Origin of the sequence: Diaphorobacter ruginosibacter (assembly GCF_014395975.1) — a bacterium.
Lineage (GTDB): Bacteria > Pseudomonadota > Gammaproteobacteria > Burkholderiales > Burkholderiaceae_C > Diaphorobacter_A > Diaphorobacter_A ruginosibacter.
In genome coordinates this window covers 2,939,660-2,961,522 of record NZ_CP060714.1, presented here as the reverse complement: position 1 = coordinate 2,961,522, position 21,863 = coordinate 2,939,660, and the positions used below count along the sequence as shown (strand labels likewise).

Here is a 21,863-nt window from a genome sequence, read left to right as displayed (position 1 = left end):
CCTCAATTGATCATCTCGAGGCAGTGCTTTGCGCACTGTTTGCACTCATCCGCGCAACGCTTGCAGTGCGTATGGGAGTGCTGACCACATTCGTTGGCGCAGGCAAGACAGACTTCGCTGCAGATGCGGCAAAAGTGGCGCGCCATCTCGCTTTCGCGAGCCATGGCATCCGCGGCCAGGCCGCAGATGGCGGCGCAATCCACGTCGAGCGCAATGCAGCGCCCGAGCATCTTCACGTCGTCTTCCTTGAGACAGGCCGCCATGCAGGCATTGCACGCGGCAGCGCAGGAGTTGCAGGCGTCGATGCACGACTGATACGGGTTGGGAGTATTCATTGCTGTTCTCCACTGGATGGAAATGTCGGAAAAAAGGGAATTGCTGAAAACGGTGACGTTGGATTGGAGTCGGTGCGAGGCAGTGCCATCGCCTCGCCCACCTTCTCCTTCCAGAGCTCCTTCGAAAGCCAGGAGCGTCGTCAATACCCTGTTTCTTGCACGTACTTCCTGTTGGCGCGCTCCCACGCTGCCTTGAACGCGGGTTGCGCCTTTTCCCACTGGAGCCCGCCCTGGGCGTGTGCGGCGTCCCATTTGCGAGCCCATTGGGCGCGTGCAGCGTCGAAATCCGTGCCCGCCACGCGCGCTTCCCAGCCTGCACGGTAGGCAGGTGCGTAGTCGTCATACGTGAACTCGGGCGAATAGTACGGCTCGCTGACATGGACTTCGCGCCAATATGCTTCCTCTTCCGTAGGATTGACCGCTTCGGCCGCGCCCTTGCCGGCCAAGCCTCCTATCACGGCGCCTACGACGGCTCCAGCGGCTGCGCCAATCGGTCCGCCAACTGAACCTGCGGCAGCACCCGTGACGGCGCCTCCTGCTGCGCCCAAACCTGTTCCTACCGGATGGGATCCGGATTCGCCGGTGATCGGATCGCGATTGAGTTTGTCCCTTGAACTGTTCATGTGAATCCCCTTCAGTTGAAATCGCCGAGGTGTGAATCTGTCCCGAATGGGGCTGCGCCAAGCCATTGCGATACCACCTCGGCCTCAAGTCCATTGGGCTATTCATTGAGCGGCATGTCTGTAGGAGAAGCGAGTCAGCGACCTTAGGACTCACTGCAACGTGAGGTACGGCAGCGAGCGGGGCAGCGATTCCTTGCACGGGCTGCCAGCATGTCTTTCGGTAATTTGTTCCTCCCTTGTGCGGCGCGGGCACTTTGGTGCCGGGCATGTTCCTTGCCGCTCGGACCTACGGCCTTCTTCTTCGATATCCGAATGGGTAGAGCCGGACCTTCCATCAAAAGGAGTTCATCATGCGTTCAATCATGAAAAAAACGGCGGCGCTCGTTGCTTTCGCTTTTACCGCCATCGGCATCGCGCATGCCCAGGTCAACAGTTCGCCGCCTGCGGCCAACAGTGATGCGGGCTCTTCGCGGACAGTACCCGGTGGTGACACTCCCCGCTCCGGCATGGGCACACCGGGGAGCGAACAGCAACCGCCTCAAGCGGGCAGCACACAGCCCAACCCGGGGGCTGGTTCCGGAACAGGCTCAGGTGCCGGCAGAGATTCGCAGTCCGCGCCGGGCGGCATGAACTCCGGCAATGCAGGGCAGGGCGCGGACACCATGAACAATGAAAGCACCGGAACCTCCGGAGCCAGGCGGCCTGCGCGGGATGATCGTGGATGACCGATCATCTCCTCATTGCGCCGAGAGGAATACGGGCGTCGAGTAGCCAGCCGCATTGCCGTTGAACTTCAACGGGTCGGCTGGATCCTTCGTCGGTCGTAGACGAAGTGCCAAGGGACGCAACCGGGGGAAGGCAGTGTATAGATCCATCGTTTCAGGCAGCACATAGGCGATGCCGCCCCGCTTATGGAAAAGAGCGTGGATGCTGCGGTTGTAGACGGCAATCGGGAGATTGACACAGCCATAGGTGATGCGGTTGTCTCGCGGGTCAGGGGTGCTCAAGCGATGCAGCCGCCTTTGCACCGCCAGCACAGGACGCACACGGTGCAGGGATACGGCGGCGGTGTAGTCCAGCCAGAAGATGTCTTCTCCAGCGCGATTGCTTCCGGCCTCCATCAGGAAACGTCCGGCGGGCGTCGTTCGCTCATCCGGATGAATGGACGCCAGCGGCTTCTCACCTATTCCCGGTGCGGAAGAGTCTCCCTTCGCACTGCCGAGGAGAACGGGGGCGCTCTCGATCATCGCTCCATGACCATCATGAATCCACAGCAGTGCCGCCCGTTTGTCGATGATGACATAGGGGCGTCCTGCGTTGTCGGCAGTATGCGCAATCCAGTACTGGAGCTTCATCACAGCGGGGGACGGAACGGCAATACGCCCGAGATCCTGTGGCTGTTTCCTCGCAAGGCACGGCGTTGCAATGGAGCAGCAACAAAAGAGAACGGTGAAACAGACCGCCGTGCGAGGCGTCATGGTAATCCTCCGGGCATCAGTGAAGGGCGCAGGGAGCCCATTGACTCGAAGGCTACGGCAATCCGTATGCCGGCTGCCGCCGGTGCAACGTGGCCGGTGGGGTGGTGTCAACCGGTACGACGGAGAGGAGCGCGACGCATCAACACTGTCAGGAGCAGGCGCTCGGCCGCCAGCAGGCCGGTTGCGGGCACATCGGTGTACTGCAGTGCGACGGCCTGCTGCTCCTGTTGCTGGCATATATCGAGCACGTCGGGATGGATGTAGTGTTTGCGGCAGACGGCACTGGTGTTACCCAGGTGGGCCGCCACCTGCTTCACGATCTGCACAAGCGTCGGCCGCAACGATGCAGAGGGTGTCTCCTGCATCGCCAGGTGAAGTGCCAGCACGCTTGCGTGCCACGTGCGGAAGTCCTTGGCCGTGAAGCCATCGCCACAGGTCGCGCGGATATAGTCATTCACGTGCTCGGAGCGAACATGGTGCACTGCTCCGTGCGCGTCCGTGAACTGGAACAGGCGCTGCCCGGGTAACTCCTGGCAGCGGCGAACGATGCGGGCCACACGGTCATCGGTGATCTCCTTTTGCTGCCGCATGCCGCTTTTGCCCTTGAACTCCAGTTGGATATGGCCAGCGCGCAACTTCACGTGGCGATCGCGCAAGGTGGTCAGCCCGTAGGAGCCATTGGTCTTCGAGTACTCGTCATTGCCTACCCGCAATGCGGTCGCATCAAGAAGTCTCACGACGGCTGCGACCACGGATTCCAGCTGGGTGCCCTCTCGCGCCAGGTCGCGCCGGACACGACGGCGTATGGCCGGAAGCTTACGTGAGAATTCAACCAGGCGATCGAATTTCTGCTGTTTTCGCTGTGCCTGCCAACTGGTGTGATAGCGATACTGCTTTCGGCCTTTGGCATCGCGTCCGGTGGCCTGGAGGTGGCCGCGCGGATCGGGGCATATCCAGACATCGGTATAGGCAGGCGGTATCGCCAGTTGCAGGATCCGCGTGAGCGAGCGAGGATCGCGAATGAGAGCTCCTCGATAATTGACATACGAGAAGTCCTTTCCGTTGGCCACGCGACGCCAACCCGGCATGTCGTCGGTCGTGAAGCGAAGGTTGTTGCCGGGTGCACGCATGGGTATCGAGCGCCAGCCTACGTCATCAGGAACGGCACGAGGCGCAAGACCAACTCTGTCACCAATGCCTGCAGGGTGGCTGCATGCCAGATCAATGCAATGTTGTCCAGCGTGGCGCGTGCGTCCGGCCGCAGGTGGCCGGATCGGGAACGGGCCAGCAGATAGCAGCCGAGCACGGACAGTATCAGCAGATGAAAGCCCTGGTAAGCCAGCAGCATGGCAACCGAGGCATTCCATCCATCGGCACGCGGGGACAGGCCTGCCTCGAGCTGCGCCGACAGGGCCATACCGAATGCCCCGATCGTGCACAGCAGTGCGAGGGCGGTGCGCCCACGTAGCGCGCTTTGGTCCTCGGGCCGGAGGTGCATTTTCGCCCTGGTGTTCCAGAGCATCAGCACCGAACCTGCCAGCATCAGGAGGGCGCCGGCCAGGCCCCACTCCCCGGAGGGGAGCGCAGAGCCGGGAGGCGGGCATATCTCGAGCGCCATGGAAAGATGCACGTAGGCGTAGATGAACGATGCAAGGACCGTGCAGTCGACGATGATCAAGATCGCGCACGCCCACCACGAGTGTGAGCGCCGCCCCTTGGGTCGCGTGGGAAGCAGCACCCCGCCGCCGATGTGGGCGGTGGGAGAGGGCGCGGCGCGATCCAGCTGCCATGTCCAGAGGATGATGGCAGCAATGGCGCCGAGGCCGCTCAGCAGCGCCGCGAAAATCCATTGCACCGTGAGCAGCAGAAAGAATCCGGCCGTGCCCAATGCGGCCAGCAGCGGCGGCCAGCCGTCCGACGGCAGGCGCAGAACCTGGATGGGGCGGGCGGTGCGCATGTCGGTGATCAGCGTCTCTCGCCCGCCGAATACCGTGCCTGGTAGCCACCAGCGGCCTTGTTCGACCTGCTGGGCCAGTTGCGGGTCGTCCCAGAGCGGCTCGGTGCCATGCACCTGGGGGATGCTGCGCACACCGTAGCTGCGCTGCGGAAGCCACTCGAGCGAGCCCGCTTTCCATGGGTTGCCTTCGCCACCCGCCGGTTTGCGCGTGGCGCGCAGCACATCCAGCAGAATGAGCGCAATGCCCGCCGCCAGCACGAACGCGCCCACGGTGGAGAGCAGATTCATCAGGTTCCAGCCCAGGCCGTCGGCATAGGTGTGAACACGCCTGGGCATGCCGAGCATGCCGCTCACGTGCATGGGAAAGAACGCCAGGTTGAAACCACAGAAGGTCATTGCAAAGGCCCACCTGCCCACGCGCTCGGACAGGCGCGTGCCCTTGAGCACCGGAAACCAGTAGTACAGCGCTGCAAACAACGGAAACACCATGCCGCCGATCAGCACATAGTGCAGGTGGGCAACGATGAAGTAGCTGTCATGCATCTGCCAGTCGAAGGGCAGCACCGCAACCATCACGCCCGTGAGTCCTCCGAGCACGAAGATGAAGTGAAATCCCAGAAGAAACAGCGTGGGCGTGTTCAGTCGCACGCGGCCACTCCAGAACGTGGCGATCCAGGCAAATACCTGCAGCCCGCTGGGAATGGCCACGACGAAGCTCGCCACCGACGTCATCACCAGCGCCACAATGCCGACGCCGCTCGTGAACATGTGGTGGATCCACAGCAGAAAGCTCACCGCCCCGACCCCGATCAGTGCGACAACGACAGCGCGCTGCCCCACCAGCGGGGTGGCAGCCATCGCGGGCACCATCATGGACACCATCCCGGCCGCGGGCAGGAAGATGATGTAGACCTCCGGGTGGCCGAAGAACCAGAACAGGTGTTGCCAAACCAGCGGATCGCCGCCGCGAAGAGGATCGAAGAAGGGCCAGTCGAAGGCCCGCTCCAGCTCCAGCAAGGTGGTGGCGGCAATCACCGCAGGAAAGGCGAAGATGATCATCACGGCACTTACCAGCACGGCCCATGCGAAGACGGGCATGCGCAAGAGCGTCATGCCCGGCGCGCGCGTGAACAGGATGCCGATGATCAGCTCGATCGCACCAGCGATCGCGGAGATCTCGATGAACCCGATGCCGAGCAACCAGAAGTCTGCCCCGATTCCCGGTGAGAAGCGCGTGCCCGTAAGCGGCGGGTACATGAACCAGCCACCATCGGGCGAGGCGCTCCAGAAGAGGGTGAGAAAGAAGGCCAGCCCGCCGATCGCGTAGGCCCAGAAGGCATAGGCAGACAGGCGCGGAAACGGCAGGTCCCGCGCACCCAGCATGTTGGGAAGCAGGAAGACAGCCACTGCCTCCACCACCGGCACGGCAAAGAGGAACATCATCACGGTGCCGTGCATGGTGAAAAGCTGGTTGTAGGTGTCCGCGACAACGAAACCGCTGTTCGGGGTTGCGAGTTGCACGCGCATGATGAGCGCCAGTACGCCGCCCAGCACGAAGAACAGCATTGCCGCGGCGATGTAGTACAGCCCGATCTGCGAGTTGTTCACTGCGCTCAGCCTGCGCCAGCCGCGTGGTGGTTTCCATGCGCGCTCCAGGGCTTCGCGCTCTCCCGGGGGGCGGGGGAGGTCGTTGGGGTAGGGGCCTGCCGCCGCAGGGGATGGCGAGTCGGTCGGCGGTATCAGCGCAGTGAACTCAGCCATGCGGCGATGTCCTCCAGCTCGCTGTGCGGAATGCGTCCCTCGCCCGATGGCATGCGTGCCCCTGGCTTGATCTCCTGCGTGTGGTTGACCCAACGCTGCATGTCCCGCGGCGTGTTGGGCAGCGTCGCCGCGCCGAGAGACAGGCGGCCTCCCACGTGGGTGAGATCCGGCCCGCGTGGTGCGCTGCTGCCCTGGCTTCCTTCGGCGAGGCCGCGCACGTCATGGCAGGCATTGCAGCGATGGCGAAGAAATGCGCTGCGGCCCGGATGATCGAGCGAGGCAGCAGGGGCCGGTTGTGCCTGGGCCTGGGCCCAGGACGCAAACTGATGTTCTGAAGTGACCAGCACGTCGAGTGCCATCAAGCCATGCTGCGTTCCGCAGAACTCGGCGCACTGGCCGCGCCAGAGGCCCTCCACCGTCGGGGTGAGCAGCAGGTGCTCGATCCGGCCAGGTACCATGTCCATCTTGCCACCAAGAGCTGGTATCCAGAAGCTGTGCAGCACGTCCTGGCTCGTGAGCGCGAAGTAGACGGGGCGCCCGCGCGGCAGGCGGATTTCGTTGGCGGTGACGAAGCGCTGGCCGCTCGCCGCGTCGTGGTAGCTCACCTCCCACCACCACATGCGCCCCTGCACCGTGACGACCAACGCGTCCGGCGGTGGGATAGGCTTCCATGCGGGCCGCACACTTTCGCTGTAGAGGAAAAGTGCAATCAGGACGCCCACCGGCAGGAGGACGCCCCCGCCGATCAGCCACAGGCGCGCATGGATCCTGTCATGGTGAGAAAACGAGAATGCGAGCAGTGCCATGATGCCAAGGAGAATCAGGCTTGCGCCCGCCACCATCACCAGGGTGAGTTCGACGAAAGGCCCTGACTGCTCGCCCCCCATTTGCAACGAGGACTGCGGGTAGGCCTGCGGGATGGAGGTGTTCACGCTGGTCATTTCAGGCTGTGGAGATAGGCGGCCATGTCTTCAGCCTGGCTCGTCGACACCCCGAGTGCAGGCATGGTGGCGCTCGGTATCAGCTCCTGCGGATGGTGTATCCACCGCGCCAGCATTTCAGGGCGGTTGGGAATGCGCCCCGCGATGTAGCTGCGTTGTCCAAATGCCGCGAGCGAGGTTGCATTCGCGCCGTGCGCATCGCTTACGCCGGGAATATGGTGGCAACTCCCGCATTGGTACTGGGCCATCAGTGTTCGGCCGCGCTGGACGGCTTGAGTGGCTTGAGCCCGCTGCTCGCGTGCGCCGGCTTGGGATGGCGCGCTGCTGTCCATTGCGCGGCTGCCGATCATCAGTGCCATGGAACACACTGCAATGACGGAGGCGGCGCGAAGAGCACGGCAGGGCGGGGACGGCCCGCCTGAAAAAAAGCAGGGCACAACGGTCATGTAGTAATTATTGGCCGTAAGCAGTGGGCCTTCACCGACACAGGCGGCCCAATGAGCGTAGGACAATTTCTCATGGAACGCGCGAAGTTCAAGACCATTGCAAAGGCTCTGCTGCTGACGGCTTTCGGCGCAGCCCTGCTTGCCTTGGCGACCCTGGCCTTGGGGCTGTACAACGTGGCGGCCAACCGCCAGCACCTGCAACCTGTTTTCAGTCTGCTGGAGTTCGCCGTGCACCGGTCCGTGCGGCGGCATGCCAGCGATGTACAGGTTCCTGTGCTTGACGATCCGGTGCTGCTGCAGCGTGGCGCCACCTGCTTTCGCGACAAGTGCCTGCAATGCCACGGAGGCCCAGGCATGGCGCAAGGCGACCTGGGCCAGGGCATGCAGCCTTTGCCGGGACCGTTGATCGATGCTTCGAAGCGCTGGAATGCCGGTGAGCTGTACTGGATCACGCGCAATGGCCTCAAGATGACGGGCATGCCCGCCTGGGAGCATCATCTGTCGGAGGACGATCTGTGGGCCGTGGTGGGCTTCATGCACAAGCTGCCGCAGCTATCGCCCCGAGAGTTTGCCGAGTGGATGCTTCTTGATGAACGCGAGAAGACGCGCTGCGAACCACCCATGCCAAAGCCATTGCTTCCCGCCGATGCCGAACGGGGCAGGCGAGCTCTCTATGCCTACGCATGCGTGGGTTGCCATGCCATCCCGGGTACGGTGCAGTCGAACCCGCAGGTCGGCCCCCCGCTAAGCGGCATGGCGCGGCGCACCCGCATTGCCGGCGTACTCGACAATACTCCGCAAAATATGGAGTACTGGCTGCGCGAGACGCAGTCCATCAAACCTGGAACCGCGATGCCGTCGATGGGCGTGGGCGAGCAGGATGCGCGGGATATGGCAGCCTATCTCCAGACACTGCATTGACGGCGTGGTTCACTCAGGTGCCCCCCGCGGGAGGCTGACCTTCGGAAGGCCCGTGATGGGCTTTGTCGTCGAAGGTGAAAACGCTCAGCGAGCCATCGCTCTCCAGGCGTGCAATACGCACCTGCGCAAGCGATTCGACTCCCAGCGAGCGAAGCTTGCTCTCCAGTTCATGCAGGCTCATCATCTGGCGCACCAGCAAGCGGTGGTTCGGTTGACCGTTTCGTACCACTACCTCGGGCGGTGGCTCCATGAAGCGTGCGACGGGGGCGAGCCGGAATGCCAGCCAGTCCATCGCATAGTTCCATGCGGCCAGCGTTGACACCAGCACCATGCCATCCCCAATGCTCTTGTAGTCCCCCTGCATGGCATTGCTGGCCGCGTCGGCCACGAGCACTACGAACAGCAGGTCGGCAACGCCCATGGACCGTACGTCGCGCCTGAGGACGAAGCGAAACAGCAGGAACAGGAACCAGTAGACGGCGCTACCCCGCAATATCATTTCCCAGACCGGTTTATCAAGCACAAGCGTTTCCAATACGACCTCCGCTCGCAGCCATTCAAACGATGCAAGACTGCGACTCCAAGCTACCCCGGAATGACGAAATCCGCTGTAAGAGATACCGGTATATGCGTGTGTTACGCGAGTATTGAACGCTGTAGTCCAATCGCTCGATTTCGGTGGTTTGCGGTAACGAGCACTTAACAATTGATGCACTTGAGCGATTTGAGATTAGTCTGTGCTCTCAATCCATCTTGTTGACCTCCGGAGGTGCTATGTGGTCTGTCGTAAATCCTATGCCTGCGTCACCACCCGAACGCCTGTCCAATGAGCAGGGAAGAATGCTCAAGGAAGCCTATCTGATGGGCGCGAAAGATGCGCTCAAGGTGTACGCCGATGAGCGGATGACGAGGAACGCATGCTCCGTCGGCCCGGGCTAGCGCCTGCACCCGTACCCGAAAGCGCAGAAGTCCTGCTCTTGGTGGATGTGATCAATCCATTCCATTTCCGTAACGCCAAGGCACTTCTGAAAGGTGCCAGCACGGCCGCCCTGCACATTGCACGGCTCAGATCGCGCTTGCGTCGCCGGGGTGTGCCCGTCATTTATGCGAACGACAACTACGGTACGTGGGACAGCCAGTTCAGCGACATCCTCGCTGCCTGTTGCCGGCTTCGGGGAGAGCGAGGAGCAATTGCGCGGCTTCTCGCCCCTGAGCCGGGTGATCTTGTCATTCTCAAACCCCAGCACTCAGCCTTCCATTCCACTCCGCTGTTGCATCTCCTGGGGCGAATGCAGGCCAGAAGGCTGGTGATTGCGGGCTTTGCCACCGACATGTGCGTGATGCTGACTGCCGCCGATGCGCGCATGTCGGGCCACGAAGTCTGGGTGCCCAGCGACTGCACGGAGGCCGAAGCGCCGGAACGCAAACATCACGCATTGCGCCAACTTTCGCGGGATTTCAAGTGCTCGGTGCGCTCATCGCAATGAGCCGCCCGATCACGAGCAAGCCCCGAACCCGGTGAAGAAGAAATGCATCGATGAAAAGGCCTGAAACCGGCGCAATACCGTTTCAGGCCTTTTCCCGTCGTGGTCCGTCTTCAATCAGACTGGCAACCACAAAGCGGGCCGTTGCAGCTTAAGGGCAATAGAACCTTACCAGTGGTAGCTATTCCTTGTTTCCCAATCCTTGACCCGCTTTTCAGCCTCGTCTCGGGCAATGCCCTCGCGTTCCTGGATGCGCCCCACCAGTTGGTCACGCTGTCCATCGATCACATCGAGGTCATCATCGGTCAGCTTGCCCCATTGCTCCTTGATCTTGCCCTTGAATTGCTTCCAGTTGCCCTTGATGGTGTCTTCATTCATGTCGTGCTCCTTTTGAAAAAACAAACAACAAACTTGGGAGTGACCAATGATCTTTCACGCGAAGGTGCTGGAATGAAGTAGGTTTTTCCAACCGGGCGTCAGCTCAGACCGACAGGGACTGCCAGCGGATAAGGAACAGGCCGTGCGTCAGGCTCTCAGTGCCTTGGCAACGTCAGCCAGGCGATAGGGCTTGTGCACGAAGGTGAACTCACCAATGGTGCCGTGTTCGCGGCGCAAGGCAGCAAGCGGGTAGCCCGATGTCAGGACGATCTTGATGCCCGGATATTCCAGGCGGACGGTGCGTGCAAGCTCTATGCCGCTTTTCCCGTGCGACATGGTGATGTCGGAGAAGACGACGTTGATGTCCGTGCGTCCCCGCAGAATGTCCTCGGCCTCTGCCGCGCTGCTCGCAACGACGACTTCGTATCCGATACTCTTGAACATCTCGCTCGAGAGGCCGAGCACCTCGGGTTCGTCATCCACAAGCAGTACGGTCTCCACGGCGGTGGCACCGGGAATACTGAGTGTCTCGGCGGGCTCGGTTCTGGGAAAGTAAAGGTTGACCGCCGTCCCTTTTCCTTCTTCACTGGAGATGAGTACGTCGCCGCCTGACTGGGTAGCAAAGCCATAGACCTGGCTCAGGCCAAGCCCTGTTCCCTTGCCTACTGGTTTGGTGGTGAAGAATGGCTCCAGCGACTGGGCAAGGACCTCCTGCGGCATGCCGATACCGGTGTCCTGTACCGAAACCCGTATGTACTGGCCTGCAGGCAGCGCCGCCGAAAGGGGCTCTTCTGTATCGACGCTGTCCGTAACGATTTTCACCGTGCCGCCTTCGGGCATGGCGTCGATGGCGTTCACTACCAGATTGAGGAGCGCGGTTTCGAAACGTGCCGCATCGACGAGTGCGCAGGCGTGCTGTGATCTGAATTCGAGCTCGACCCTCGTCGCGAGATTGCGCGCGCGGGCCAGCATGGGCTCAAAATTACGTACCAGTTCATTGAGGTCGTGCACCTCCGCTTGCAGCGGTTGCTGCCGCGCAAACGAAAGCAACTGCTGCGTCAGCGTCGATCCTCGGTCGATGGCGATTCGCATGCCGTCGATCATCTTCATGTCGAGGGGCGTGCGCGATTGCCGGGCCAGCACTTCCAAGCCGTTGGAGATCACCGTCAGCAGGTTGTTGAAATCGTGTGCGATGCCGCCCGTCAACCGTCCGATGGACTCCAGTTTCTGGGCCTGGAAGAGCGACAGATTGGCTTTCTCCAGGGCGGCCGCAGCCTCCTTGCGTTCGGTGATATCCCGCGTGATTTTTGCAAAGCCGATCAGCGATCCCGTATCGTCACGGATCGCATCGACCACAATGTGCGCCCAGAACCGGGAGCCGTCCTTGCGAACGCGCCATCCCTCCTTCTCGATGCGCCCCTCCTTTGCCGCCGTAGCCAGAACCAATGCCGGCTCGCCAAGGGTGCGGTCTTCCTCCGTGTAGAAGCATGAAAAATGCTGCCCGAGGATTTCGTGGCGGCAATAACCCTTGATGCGCTCTGCTCCAGCGTTCCAACTGGTCACGATACCGGCTGGGGACAAAAGATAGATCGCAAAATCCGTGACGCCTTGGACCAGAAGCCGGAACTGTTCCTCTGTCTCCTGAGTAGTATCTTGTGCGTTCTCGATCACGCTCATTCTGGGACTCCGGGATATCTATGAATCAGTGTATTGAGGCGGAACTCATTGATTTTTTCGGAGTATATGAATGACTTCGCGGCGTTGGCGGCCGACTGTTGGAATCGGTGGATGCTGCGCGTTTGTCCTACAGGCGCGAGAAGGATCGGTGGGTGAGCTTGGTAAAAGCACCTGCACGTTGCCTGCGAGGTACGGGAAAAGAAAAAGCCCACTATGAAAACATAGCGGGCTTTCCTTATCTATCTTGGTGCCGGAGACATGAATCGAACACGCGACCTTCTCATTACGAATGAGCTGCTCTACCGACTGAGCTACACCGGCGAAGACTGTAATTATATACCGAAAATCCGGATGATCACTTTTCCGCGTGGTAGCTGGTCACGCGTTCCACTTCGTTCTTCGAGCCCAGGATCACGCTGACGCGTTCGTGCAGCTGTGTGGGCTGGATGTCCAGGATGCGCTGCTTGCCGTTGGTGGCCGCGCCGCCGGCTTGCTCGATGAGCCAGCCCATGGGGTTGGCTTCGTACATCAGGCGCAGCTTGCCGGGCTTGTTGGGTTCGCGCTTGTCCCAGGGGTACATGAAGATGCCGCCGCGCATGAGGATGCGGTGCACGTCGGCCACCATGCTGGCGATCCAGCGCATGTTGAAGTCCTTGCCGCGCGGGCCTTCCTTGCCGGCCAGGCATTCGTCGATGTAGCGCTTGACCGGGGCGTCCCAGTGGCGCATGTTGCTCATGTTGATCGCGAATTCCTTGGTGTCCTCGGGGACGCGGATGTTGTCGCGCACCAGGACGAAGGAGCCTTGCTCACGGTCGAGCGTGAACATGGCGACGCCGTCGCCCACCGTCAGCACCAGCGTGGTCTGGGGGCCGTAGATGCAGTAGCCCGCGGCAACCTGCTGGGTGCCGGGCTGCAGGAAGTCGTTGTCATGAACGCCTGGGTGGCCGTCGGGCTTCTTGAGCACGCTGAAGATGGTGCCGATGCTGACGTTGACGTCGATGTTGGAGGAGCCGTCGAGCGGATCGAACAGCAGCAGGTATTCGCCTTGCGGGTAACGGTTGGGCACCACGTAGATGCCTTCCATTTCCTCCGAGGCCATGGCGGCGAGGTGGCCGCCCCATTCATTGGCTTCGATCAGCGTTTCGTTGGCGATGATGTCCAGCTTCTTCTGGACCTCGCCCTGCACGTTCTCGCTGCCGGCGGTGCCCATCACGTCACCGAGTTCGCCCTTGTTCACGGCAAAGCTGATGCGCTTGCAGGCGCGTGCGACCACTTCCAGCAGCAGGCGCAGCTGAGGCGGGATCAGACCGTCCACGCGCTGCTGCTCTACCAGATAGCGCGTGAGGCTCATGCGTTGTGTCATGTCTAACAATCTCCTGGATTCAAAACTATGTCGGCTGTGCGCTCTGTGCTTGCTCAATCCGCCAGCGCGCGCGTGACCACTTCACGTACGTCGTTGCTCAGGTCGGGCTTGGCCGCCACGCGTTCGATGGCGGCGCGGGCGAGGGCGCGGTAGGGTTCGGCCAGCTTGCGCCAGCGGTCCATGGCGCGCGCAAGGCGCGAGGCGACCTGCGGGTTGAAGCCGTCGAGCTCCAGCACACGGTCGGCCCAGTAGGCGTAGCCGGCGCCGTCGGCACGGTGGAATGCGCCGGGGTTGGCGTTGCAGTAGCTGAAGATCACGCTGCGTGCGCGGTTGGGGTTCTTGAGCTGGAAGTCGGGGTGCTTCATCAGCTCGCGCACCGCGGGCAGGATGTTGCCATTGCGGTCCGACGTACCGGCCTGCAGTGCGAACCACTTGTCGACCACCAGGTCCTCGTCCTTGAACAGGGCGTGGAAGCGCTCCAGCGCGGGGCGGGCCAGTTCATGGCCGCTGTTCACCAGCGCGGCGAGCGCGCTGAAGCGGTCGGTCATGTTGCCCGCATCCTTGAAGCGCTGGTAGGTCTTGCCGGGCCAGAGCGTGTCGCCGCTCCTGCGTGCGGCCAGGCACAGCATGTTCAGGGCATGCCCTGCAAGCGCGCGGCGGCCGGCCGAGGTGGCGTCGGGGCTGTAGGCTCCGGGTGTCTGGTTGTCCTCGAACGCCTGGATCCAGTCCTCGTGCAGCGATGCGGCCAGTTCGGCACGCATGGCTTCGCGCACGGTGTGGATGCGCTGCGGATCCACCTCGTCCATCTGCTCGGCGATGTAGCCCTCGGACGGCAGCGTGAGCACCAGCTCCTTGAAGGCGGCATCGAGCGAAGGATTGCGTAGCACGTCGCGCATGGCCTGCACGAAGCTGGCCGGCAGGACGGACTGCTCGACATCGCCTTGCGCATTGGCCGTGACGCCGGGATTGGCAATGGCGCCGAGGGCGATGCGCAGCCCCAGGCGCTGGCCGGCTTCCCAGCGGTTGAACGGATCGCCGTCATGAGCCAGCAGGTTCAGCAGGTCGGCATCGCTGAACTCGCATTCCAGAACCACCGGTGCGCTGAAGCCGCGCAGCAGCGAGGGCACAGGGGCCGAGTCCACGTTGACGAAGGTGATCTCCATGCGCGGCTCGGTCAGCACGATGGTGCGTTCGGTGCCGCCGGCGTGCGCGTCGCCTTGCTGCTGCAGGGGCAGGGCGCTGCCGTCCGCGCCCAGCAGGCCGAGCGTGACGGGAATGACGAACGGCTGCTTGTCGCCCTGGCCCGGCGTTGCGGGGCAGGATTGCGACAGTGCGAGCGTGTAGGTGCGCGCATCGGCGTCGTAGCGGCCCTGTGCGGCAACGCGCGGCGTGCCGGCCTGGCTGTACCAGCGCTTGAACTGCTCCAGGTTCTGCGCGAGCGGGCTCTCCGGGTTGGCGTCGGCCATCGCCTGCACGAAATCGTCGCAGGTCACGGCCTGGCCGTCGTGGCGTTCGAAGTACAGCTTCATGCCCTTCGCGAAGCCTTCGCGGCCCACGAGGTTGTGCTGCATGCGCACGACTTCCGCACCTTTTTCATAGATGGTGACGGTGTAGAAGTTGTTGATTTCCACGTAGCTGTCGGGGCGCACGGGATGGGCCATGGGGCCGGCGTCCTCGGGGAACTGCACGGTGCGCAGCACGCGCACGTCCTCGATGCGCTTGACGGCGCGGGCCGACGTGCTGCCGGCCATGTCCATGCTGAACTCCTGGTCGCGGAAGACGGTGAGGCCCTCCTTGAGCGAGAGCTGGAACCAGTCGCGGCAGGTCACGCGGTCGCCGGTCCAGTTGTGGAAGTACTCGTGGCCGACCACCGATTCGATGTTGGCGAAGTCCACGTCGGTCGCGGTGGACTGGCTGGCCAGCACGTACTTGGTGTTGAAGATATTCAGGCCCTTGTTCTCCATGGCGCCCATGTTGAAGTCGCTGGTGGCGACGATCATGAAGCGATCCAGGTCCAGCGACAGGCCAAAGCGCGCCTCGTCCCAGGCGATGGAGGCCATGAGCGAGTTCATGGCGTGCTCGGTCTTCTCGAGGTCGCCGGGGCGCACGAAGACCTGCAGCAGGTGGTTGTTGCCCGCGCGGCTCCTGATCTGCTGCTCGCGCGCCACGAGCTTGCCCGCCACCAGGGCGAACAGGTAGCTGGGTTTCTTGTGCGGATCGACCCACTTGGCGAAATGGCGGCCGTCCTCCAGCTCGCCGCTGTCCACGAGGTTTCCGTTGGACAGCAGCACCGGGTACTGTGCCTTGTTCGCGCGCAGCGTGACGGTGTACATCGCCATCACGTCGGGACGGTCGAGGAAATAGGTGATGCGGCGAAAGCCCTCGGCTTCGCACTGTGTGAAGAACGTGTCGTTGCTTACATACAGGCCCGAGAGCTGGGTGTTCTTGATGGGCGCGCAGGTCGTGAAGATTTCCAGGTCGATGGGGGCATCGCCTTCGGGCAGGTTCTCCAGCACGAGCTGCGAGCCTTCCATCTTGAACGAGGTACCGCCGCCATTGACCATCACGCGGGCCAGGTTCAGTTCCTCGCCGTCCAGGCGCAGCGGCTGAGCGGGCACGTCCATGTTGCGGCGGATGCGCATCTTGCTGAGCACCCGCGTCTTGGCGGGGTCCAGGTCGAACGTGAGATCCACGGTGTCGATCCAGAACGCAGGCGCCGTGTAGTCGAGGCGCTGGATCGCGGTGGCTTGTCCTTCTCTCATCATGGCTTGAATCTTTCCTTGAAGTAGAGCGAGTGGGGAATGCGAAGAGGCCGCACGGCGGCGGCCCTGGCGTTAAACGCCTTGCTTGAGCGAGGCTTCGATGAACACGTCCAGATCACCGTCCAGCACCTTCTGCGTGGCGGAGACTTCGACGTTGGTGCGCAGGTCCTTGATGCGGCTGTTGTCCAGCACGTACGAGCGGATCTGGTGGCCCCAGCCCACGTCGGTCTTGGTGTCCTCGAGCTTCTGCTGCTCTTCCATGCGCTTGCGCATTTCGTAGTCGTACAGGCGCGAGCGCAGGCGCTGCCATGCCACGTCGCGGTTGCTGTGCTGGCTGCGGCCGTCCTGGCATTGCACGACGATGCCGGTGGGGATGTGCGTCAGGCGCACGGCCGAATCGGTCTTGTTGATGTGCTGGCCGCCCGCGCCGGACGCGCGGTAGGTGTCGGTGCGCACGTCGGACGGGTTGATGTTGATCTCGATGGAATCGTCGATCTCGGGATAGACGAACAGCGAAGCGAACGACGTGTGGCGACCGCCCGAGGAGTCGAACGGCGACTTGCGCACGAGGCGGTGCACACCGGTCTCGGTGCGCAGCAGGCCGTAGGCGTATTCGCCCTCGATCTTGATCGTGGCGCTCTTGATGCCGGCGACGTCGCCCGGTGTTTCTTCTTCCACCGTGGTCTTGAAGCCCTTGCGTTCGGCGTACTTCAGGTACTGGCGCAGCAGCATGCTGGCCCAGTCGCAGGCTTCGGTGCCACCGGCGCCGGCCTGGATGTCGACGAAGCAGTTCAGCGGGTCGGCCTCGTTGCTGAACATGCGGCGGAACTCGAGCTCCTCGATCAGCGGCTGCAGCTTGGCGGTCTCGCCCTCGATGGTCTCGAGGCCGGCCTCGTCGCCTTCTTCCTTGCTCATCTCATAGAGCTCGGTGTTGTCGGCGAGCTCGCCTGTGAGCTTCTGCAGCGTCAGCACGACCGAGTCGAGCGACTTCTTTTCCTTGCCCAGTTCCTGGGCCTTCTTGGGGTCGTTCCAGACGTTCGGGTCTTCGAGTGATGCGTTTACCGTGCGCAGGCGTTCAAACTTTGCATCGTAGTCAAAGATACCTCCGAAGCTCTTCCGTCCGGGTGGACAGGTCTTCGAGGGTGGAGCCAATTTGGTTGATGCGTTCTGCGTCCATTTTCGTAATTCCTTGAGCTGATGTTCTTTTGTAGATAACCCGCTATTTTCTCATGGATGGGCGATCCAGCCTCGCCGCAGTGGTGTTGCTTCTGCAGTTCGGGTCGAATCGCGGTTTTTACAGGGAGACCGGCGTCGAAATTCACCTGTTTAGGGGATATGCGAAAGGGCAAAAGCTCTCTAGGATCGACCGCATGGAGGTTCTCCGCCGCCTCTCGTGTTCTTGTGACACCTTTTGTTGCCAAATGCCGGGTGCAGCCGGCGGGCACGCGGCGCCGGCTGCACTGTCCGTGATGGTTCCTGCGCCCTGATGGGCTGAAAACGAGTTTCCTTTTTTGCAGGCTTCGATGTCTTCCGAATCATTTTCATCCTCCGCGCCGCTCCATTCGCCGTCAGCGCAGTCCGCGCTGCCCGTTCCCGTTCTGGTGGTGGAGGACGAGCCATTGCTGCAGCGCCGGCTGGCGCTGGTGCTGCAGCAGCTCGGCTATGCGGAGTCCGACCTCGTCGTCGTGGGATCGCTGGCGGAGGCGCGGAGCTTTCTCGCGCAGCAGCCGGTGGCGCTCGCCCTGGTCGATCTGGAGCTTCCGGACGGCAATGGGCGTTCGCTGATCGTCGAGTTGCGCGCCGATGATCCCGGCCTGGGCATCCTGGTCGTGTCGGCATGGAGCTCGGAGGAGGCGATCCTGGGGGCGCTGCGCGCCGGAGCCACAGGGTACGTGCTCAAGGAGCGCGATGACCTTGAAGTCACGCTGTCCATCCGCAGCGTGCTGCGCGGTGGGGCTCCGATCGACCCGTTCATCGCGCGGCGCATCCTGGAGCTGCTGCCCGTCGCACCCCAGGGTTCCGCGCAGGTGCCCCAGGGCGACCATGCCTTCACCGAGCGCGAGGCCATGATCCTGCGGCTGGTGGCCAACGGCATGACGAACCGCGAGATCGCGGAGCACATTTCGCTGTCGCGCTTCACGGTGGATACGCACATCAAGCGCATCTACCGCAAGCTGGCCGTGAACTCGCGCGTCTCGGCAGTGCAGCAGGCCAGGGCCCGGGGTGTGATCGAGTGAGTCCGCCGTAATCCCGGTCCGCGGACGCAGGCGTCGCCAGAGCGCTGCCTGCCTGTGAGGGGTGTCTTTAGCGCACCATGCAGGGCCGTTTGTTGTCGAAGCTCCAGCCTGGCATCAGGTACTGCATGGCCATGGCATCGTTGCGCGCGCCCAGGCCGTGCTCCAGGTAGAGTGCGTTGGCGCGCTGCAGTGCGGCGCGGTCCACGGTGACGCCCAGGCCGGGGATCTGGGGCACCTGGACAAAGCCGCCCTGGATCGTGAGCGGGTTCTGGGTGAGATACTGGCCGTCCTGCCAGATCCAGTGGGTGTCGATGGCGGTGACCTTGCCGGGCACGGCGGCTGCCACGTGGGTGAACATGGCGAGCGAGATGTCGAAATGGTTGTTGGAGTGCGAGCCCCAGGTCAGGCCCCAGTCGCGGCAGGTCTGACCCACGCGCACCGAGCCGGCCATGGTCCAGAAGTGCGGGTCGGCCAGCGGGATGTCCACCGACTGCAGCGACAGCGCGTGTGCCATCTGGCGCCAGTCGGTGGCGATCATGTTGGTGGCCGTGGGCAGGCCGGTGGCGCGGCGGAACTCTGCCATCACCTCGCGGCCCGAGAAGCCGCCCTCGGCCCCGCAGGGATCTTCGGCATAGGCGAGCACGCCGCGCATGTCGCGCATCAGGCGGATCGCGTCCCGGAGCAGCCAGCCGCCGTTGGGGTCCAACGTGACGCGGGCTTGGGGAAAGCGTTGGGCCAGCGCGGTCACCGCCTCCACCTCCTGCTCGCCGGCCAGCACACCGCCCTTGAGCTTGAAGTCGTTGAAGCCGTAGCGCGCATGCGCGGCCTCGGCCTGGCGCACGATGGCGGCGGGGTCCATCGCGGTCATGTGGCGCACCTGGGTCCATTCGTCGCTGCCGAGCCTGTCTTCACCGGGCTTCACATAGGGCAGGTCGGTCTGGTCGCTGGGGCCGACGAAGAACAGATAGCCCAGCATTTCCACGCGCTCACGTTGCTGGCCTTCACCCAGCAGGGCAGCCACCGGCACGCCCAGGTGCTGGCCCAGCAGGTCAAGCAGGGCGGACTCGACCGCCGTGACTGCGTGCACGGCGATGCGCAGGTCGAAGGTCTGCAGGCCGCGCCCGCCGGTGTCGCGGCCTTCCAGTGCCTTGTGCATGAGCTGCAGCAGCTGCAGATGCCGGCCTATGGGTTGGCCGAGCAGCACGCTCCTGCTGTCCTCCAGTGCCTGGCGGATTCCCTCGCCGCCAGGCACCTCGCCCACGCCGGTGTGGCCGCTGCTGTCGTGGATGAGCACGATGTTGCGTGTGAAGAAGGGCGCATGCGCGCCGCTGAGGTTCATCAGCATGCCGTCACGGCCCGCGACGGGGATGACTTCGATCTCGGTGATGGTGGGTGTGGAGGACATGGGCAGAAGCAATGGCGAAGGGAAGAAAGGGGGTCAGCGCGCGGCGGACCAGGGCACCTCGACCACGGGGTGCCCCGTGGCGATGAACTGCTGCAGGTTGTGCAGCACCAGGTCGGCCATGGCGCGGCGGGTTTCATGCGTGCCGCTGGCGATGTGGGGGGCGAGCACCACGTTGTCCAGCGCCAGCAAGGCGGGCAGGGGGCGGGGCTCATCCTCGAAGACATCGAGGCCGGCACCGGCGATGCGCCCGGCCTGCAGTGCGGCGGCCAGGGCTGCTTCATCGACCACGCTGCCACGGGCCACGTTGACGAGGAAGCCCTGGGGGCCCAGCGCGGCGAGCACCTCGGCATCGACCAGGTGGCGCGTGCCTTCGCCGCCGGCGGCGGTGATGACCAGGAAATCGGCCCAGCGTGCCAGTTCCAGCAGCGAGGGCAGGTAGCGGTGCGGAGAGCCTTCGACTGGGCGGCGGTTGTGGTAGGCGACTTCCATGTCGAAACCGGCGGCGCGCCGCGCCACGGTGCTGCCGATGCGTCCCATGCCGAAGATGCCCAGGCGCTTGCCGCTGGCGCGCGTGCGTGTGCCGAAGCGCCCCCGGCTCCAGTCGCCGCGGCGCACGAAGCGGTCGGATTCGCTGAGGCCGCGCGCCGCGTCGAGCAGCAGCGCGAAGGCCATGTCGGCCACGCAGTCGTCGAGCACGCCGGGCGTGTAGCCCACGCGCGCGCCGCGGCGCAGCAGCGCTTCCCGGTCCAGCGAGTCGAAGCCCACCCCGAAGCTGCTGACGAATTTCAGGTTCGGCAGGGCATCGACCACGTGCCCCGGCAGGCCCATGCCGGCCGAGGTGACCAGGTACTCGAACTGTGCACCGTGCTCGGCGAGAAAGCTGTCGGGGTCCGCCTGCTGCGACAGCAGTTGCACGTCGTAGGCCTGGGCCAGGTCGTCGTCGAGCTGGGGCAGTGGCATCTTGCCGTATTGAAGAATGCGGGGGCGGGGTTGGGCCATGCAGGGGATTCCTTGTTTTTCAGTCGGTACTGAATGCTGATTTCGCGAGTCTGGATCAGGTTTTTCCGACAAGTATCCCGCGGGTCTGGAGAGTCGTCAGTCGAGCCGAATCTGCGCGGCCTGCACCACTTGCTGCCAGTGCGCGCGCTCGGCGGCGAAGAAGCGATCGGTCTCGGCGGGCGTCATGGTCACCACCTCGGCGCCTTGGCCGGTCAGGCGCGAGCGCACCTCGGGCGAGCGGATGGCCTCGGTCAGCGCCTGGTTTACCCGCTGTCTTACCGCGTCGGGTGTTTTGGCCGGCAGCACCACGCCCTGCCAGGTGCCCGAAGCGAAGCCCTTCGCGCCTTGCTCGGCCAACGTGGGCACGTCGGCGATCAGCGGCATGCGCGTGGCCTTCGATATGCCCAGCAGCTTGAGCTTGCCGGCCTGCACCTGAGGATAGGTGGCGAGCATGCCGTTCATCAGCACCTGGGTCTGCCCGGCCACGGTGTCCTGTACCGACTGCACTCCGCCCTTGTAGGGCACGTAGACCCATTTGGCTCCGGTGAGCCGCGCCAGCTCTACGCCGGCCAGGTGCGGCGCGCTGCCGGTCGCGGTGACTGCGAAGTTCAGGTCCTGCTTGTGCGACAGCGCGACCAGCTCCTGCAGGTTGTTGGCGGGTACGGAGGGGTGCACCACCAGCATGTGCGGCGAGTAGGCCAGCATGGCCGCGCCGCGCAGGTCCTTGGATGGATCGAAGCTCAGCTTGGTGTAGACCGACGGCGAGATCGCCAGCGCGCCCAGGTCGCACAGCAGCCAGGTGTAGCCATCGGGCTGGGCGCGCGCGACCAGCTCGGCGCCCAGATTGCCGTTGGCGCCGGGCTTGTTGTCGACGATGACCGGTTGCTTGAGTGCCTGCGAGATGTGCTGGCTGATGGAGCGGGCGATGATGTCCGAGCTGCCGCCTGGAGGGTAGGGCACGACGAGGCGGATGGGCTTGGAGGGCCAGGCCGCATCGGCCGCCCGGACGCCGGGGGGCAGGCCAGTCAGGATGGCCAGTGTGGCCAGCGCCAGGGCGGTGCGGCGGAGGATGGCAGGGCGTTGGGGCATCGATGTC

19 protein-coding genes and 1 tRNA gene are annotated in these 21,863 nt (G+C 63.5%); 3 read left to right on the top strand and 17 right to left on the bottom strand.

Going from position 1 to position 21,863, the window contains the following annotated elements:
- Window positions 1–2: 2 nt before the first annotated feature.
- The 7 genes from H9K76_RS13410 to H9K76_RS13380 all read right to left on the bottom strand — a co-directional run bounded on the left by H9K76_RS13410 (window position 3) and on the right by H9K76_RS13380 (window position 7,454).
- Window positions 3–479 carry a four-helix bundle copper-binding protein gene (locus H9K76_RS13410; RefSeq protein ID WP_343066219.1) on the bottom strand — a complete coding sequence of 159 codons (477 nt, stop codon included), beginning with the start codon at window positions 477–479 and terminating at the stop codon, window positions 3–5.
- Window positions 476–793: a hypothetical protein gene (locus tag H9K76_RS13405; protein ID WP_246475009.1), complete on the bottom strand. Its 318-nt coding sequence runs from the start codon at window positions 791–793 to the stop codon at window positions 476–478. The genes H9K76_RS13410 and H9K76_RS13405 overlap by 4 nt, the downstream gene beginning before the upstream one ends.
- Before the next feature lie 902 nt (window positions 794–1,695).
- Window positions 1,696–2,436 (bottom strand): L,D-transpeptidase, encoded by a 741-nt coding sequence (locus H9K76_RS13400; RefSeq protein WP_187595908.1) that lies wholly within the window; start codon window positions 2,434–2,436, stop codon window positions 1,696–1,698.
- Between the two features lie 107 nt (window positions 2,437–2,543).
- A complete protein-coding gene (locus tag H9K76_RS13395) occupies window positions 2,544–3,566 on the bottom strand; it encodes a DNA topoisomerase IB (RefSeq protein ID WP_246475007.1) in 1,023 nt (340 codons plus the stop codon).
- A 17-nt stretch (window positions 3,567–3,583) separates the two neighbouring features.
- Entirely contained in the window at window positions 3,584–6,154 is a 2,571-nt protein-coding gene (locus H9K76_RS13390; RefSeq protein WP_187595907.1) for a cbb3-type cytochrome c oxidase subunit I, read from the bottom strand.
- On the bottom strand, window positions 6,133–7,086 hold the full coding sequence (locus H9K76_RS13385) for a cytochrome c oxidase subunit II (protein ID WP_246475005.1): 954 nt from the start codon (window positions 7,084–7,086) through the stop codon (window positions 6,133–6,135). Before H9K76_RS13385 ends, H9K76_RS13390 begins: the two co-directional genes overlap by 22 nt.
- 5 nt (window positions 7,087–7,091) lie before the next feature.
- Window positions 7,092–7,454, bottom strand: a complete 363-nt coding sequence (locus H9K76_RS13380; protein ID WP_187595905.1) for a c-type cytochrome — start codon at window positions 7,452–7,454, stop codon at window positions 7,092–7,094.
- Between the two features lie 159 nt (window positions 7,455–7,613).
- On the opposite strand from H9K76_RS13380, the gene H9K76_RS13375 reads away from it, so the two are divergent.
- A complete protein-coding gene (locus tag H9K76_RS13375; protein ID WP_187595904.1) occupies window positions 7,614–8,462 on the top strand; it encodes a c-type cytochrome in 849 nt (282 codons plus the stop codon).
- Between the two features lie 13 nt (window positions 8,463–8,475).
- Here H9K76_RS13375 and H9K76_RS13370 read toward each other — a convergent pair whose 3' ends face one another.
- Window positions 8,476–8,961 (bottom strand): DUF421 domain-containing protein, encoded by a 486-nt coding sequence (locus H9K76_RS13370; RefSeq protein WP_187595903.1) that lies wholly within the window; start codon window positions 8,959–8,961, stop codon window positions 8,476–8,478.
- A gap of 481 nt (window positions 8,962–9,442) precedes the next feature.
- Here H9K76_RS13370 and H9K76_RS13365 point away from each other — a divergent pair, with 481 nt between their 5' ends.
- Window positions 9,443–9,949 (top strand): cysteine hydrolase family protein, encoded by a 507-nt coding sequence (locus H9K76_RS13365; RefSeq protein ID WP_343066352.1) that lies wholly within the window; start codon window positions 9,443–9,445, stop codon window positions 9,947–9,949.
- Between the two features lie 165 nt (window positions 9,950–10,114).
- Here the strand turns inward: H9K76_RS13365 and H9K76_RS13360 are convergent, their stop codons facing one another.
- The 6 genes from H9K76_RS13360 to prfB form a co-directional block, all read right to left on the bottom strand.
- A complete protein-coding gene (locus tag H9K76_RS13360) occupies window positions 10,115–10,324 on the bottom strand; it encodes a CsbD family protein (RefSeq protein ID WP_187595901.1) in 210 nt (69 codons plus the stop codon).
- Between the two features lie 147 nt (window positions 10,325–10,471).
- Window positions 10,472–12,001, bottom strand: coding sequence for a PAS domain-containing sensor histidine kinase (locus tag H9K76_RS13355; protein ID WP_187595900.1), 1,530 nt, complete (start codon window positions 11,999–12,001; stop codon window positions 10,472–10,474).
- Between the two features lie 245 nt (window positions 12,002–12,246).
- Window positions 12,247–12,322: transfer RNA gene (locus tag H9K76_RS13350), tRNA-Thr, on the bottom strand.
- A gap of 34 nt (window positions 12,323–12,356) precedes the next feature.
- Window positions 12,357–13,364: a class 1 fructose-bisphosphatase gene (locus H9K76_RS13345; protein WP_187595899.1), complete on the bottom strand. Its 1,008-nt coding sequence runs from the start codon at window positions 13,362–13,364 to the stop codon at window positions 12,357–12,359.
- 53 nt (window positions 13,365–13,417) lie between these two features.
- The gene (gene pepN, locus H9K76_RS13340; RefSeq protein ID WP_187600631.1) at window positions 13,418–16,126 is read right to left on the bottom strand and encodes an aminopeptidase N; all 2,709 of its coding nucleotides are present in this window, start codon (window positions 16,124–16,126) and stop codon (window positions 13,418–13,420) included.
- A gap of 72 nt (window positions 16,127–16,198) precedes the next feature.
- A protein-coding gene (gene prfB, locus H9K76_RS13335; RefSeq protein ID WP_187595898.1) for a peptide chain release factor 2 occupies window positions 16,199–17,303 on the bottom strand; the annotation gives its coding sequence in 2 pieces (ribosomal slippage) (window positions 16,199–17,221 and window positions 17,223–17,303; 1,104 coding nt in all).
- Window positions 17,304–17,649: 346 nt separating this feature from the next.
- On the opposite strand from prfB, the gene H9K76_RS13330 reads away from it, so the two are divergent.
- Complete coding sequence (locus tag H9K76_RS13330; RefSeq protein ID WP_187595897.1) at window positions 17,650–18,363, top strand: response regulator transcription factor; 714 nt, start codon at window positions 17,650–17,652, stop codon at window positions 18,361–18,363.
- A gap of 67 nt (window positions 18,364–18,430) precedes the next feature.
- On the opposite strand, the gene H9K76_RS13325 is transcribed toward H9K76_RS13330, so the two are convergent.
- The 3 genes from H9K76_RS13325 to H9K76_RS13315 all read right to left on the bottom strand — a co-directional run bounded on the left by H9K76_RS13325 (window position 18,431) and on the right by H9K76_RS13315 (window position 21,856).
- Window positions 18,431–19,768 carry an enolase C-terminal domain-like protein gene (locus H9K76_RS13325; protein WP_187595896.1) on the bottom strand — a complete coding sequence of 446 codons (1,338 nt, stop codon included), beginning with the start codon at window positions 19,766–19,768 and terminating at the stop codon, window positions 18,431–18,433.
- A gap of 33 nt (window positions 19,769–19,801) precedes the next feature.
- Window positions 19,802–20,767: a 2-hydroxyacid dehydrogenase gene (locus tag H9K76_RS13320; protein WP_187595895.1), complete on the bottom strand. Its 966-nt coding sequence runs from the start codon at window positions 20,765–20,767 to the stop codon at window positions 19,802–19,804.
- A gap of 96 nt (window positions 20,768–20,863) precedes the next feature.
- Window positions 20,864–21,856 (bottom strand): Bug family tripartite tricarboxylate transporter substrate binding protein, encoded by a 993-nt coding sequence (locus H9K76_RS13315; RefSeq protein ID WP_187595894.1) that lies wholly within the window; start codon window positions 21,854–21,856, stop codon window positions 20,864–20,866.
- Window positions 21,857–21,863 lie beyond the last annotated feature (7 nt).